General features: G+C 40.9%; 2 protein-coding genes. Both read left to right on the forward strand.

The genetic code is table 11. The features are described from left to right. On the forward strand, positions 1 to 404 hold a 404-nt coding region (locus NE638_RS17775; RefSeq protein WP_173746861.1), incomplete at its 5' end, for an ATP-binding cassette domain-containing protein. Position 405: 1 nt separating this feature from the next. Then, the coding region (locus NE638_RS17780; protein WP_173746863.1) for an ABC transporter transmembrane domain-containing protein at positions 406 to 1237 on the forward strand (832 nt) is incomplete at its 3' end.

A 1237-nucleotide genomic window follows, 5' to 3' on the forward strand; every position in this document is an offset into this window, starting at 1 on the left:
GCGGATGCTATGAATTTATCATGCAGCTTGAGAACGGATTTGATACGGTTGTAGGAGGTGCAGGAGGACATCTGTCAGGAGGAGAGAGGCAGCGTATCTCCATTGCAAGGGCAATGCTGAAGGATGCTCCGATTGTAATTCTTGATGAGGCAACTGCTTATACGGATCCGGAAAATGAGGCGATTCTGCAGAATTCTATTGCAAAACTGGTAGCAGGGAAGACACTGATCGTAATCGCACACAGGCTTTCTACCGTTAAGGACAGTGATCAGATCTTTGTCGTAAATGATGGAAATGTAACAGCACATGGTACACATGAGGAACTACTGATGTTATGCCCGCTTTATAAGGAAATGTGGGATGCCCATATTTCTGTAAAAGATACGGTGAAGGAGGGAGAATGATATGTTTGGAATTCTGGCAAAATTCTTTCGTTTTTCAGGTAGGGAAAATGGTAATAAATTTAAACTGTCGATAGTGATCGGACTTATAGAGGCTCTCGCTTCAGCAATGAAGATACCGGCTATTATGTACATATTGATTGGTTTGATGAGTGGAAAACCAATAGGAAAATATATTGGTGGTTCAATTGCGATCATGGTGATTGCAATTGTAGTTGATGTCATCTGTAAGAGATACTCTACAGTGCTTCAGACAGAAGGAGGATATAATGCGAGTGCTTTTATGAGAATCAAGATTGCAGAGCATCTGCGCTATCTGCCGATGGGATATTTTAATGCCAACAGCATCGGGGAAATTTCTTCTATTACGACGAATACAATGGAAACACTTGGCGATGTAGCTGCGAGAGTGGTTATGCTGACCATGCAGGGAATTCTGGAAACATCCATGATCATTCTTATGCTGTTTCTTTTTGACTGGAGAATTGGACTGACAGCTGCAGCAGGAGTGCTTATTTTCTTTGGTGTAAATGCTGTGATGCAGAATGCAGGGAAAAACGATTCAGAGCAAAAAGTGGTATGCGATACAGAGCTTGTAAATCAGATCATGGAGTATCTGCAGGGAATATCAGAAGTAAAATCATACAACCTGCTTGGAAAACAGGCAAAAAGATTAAATGATGCAAATGAAGCATGCGAAAAGATTAATACAAAGATGGAGATGTTGTTTGTCCCTTATCATTTTCTGCAAAGCGTCATAACAAAAACCACAGGTGCAGTAATCGTAGCATGCAGTGCATATTTTTATATTAATGGAACTATGAGTGCGGTCTATG

The sequence above is a fragment of the Blautia sp. MSK.18.38 genome (assembly GCF_024460535.1).
Lineage (GTDB): Bacteria > Bacillota > Clostridia > Lachnospirales > Lachnospiraceae > Blautia_A > Blautia_A fusiformis.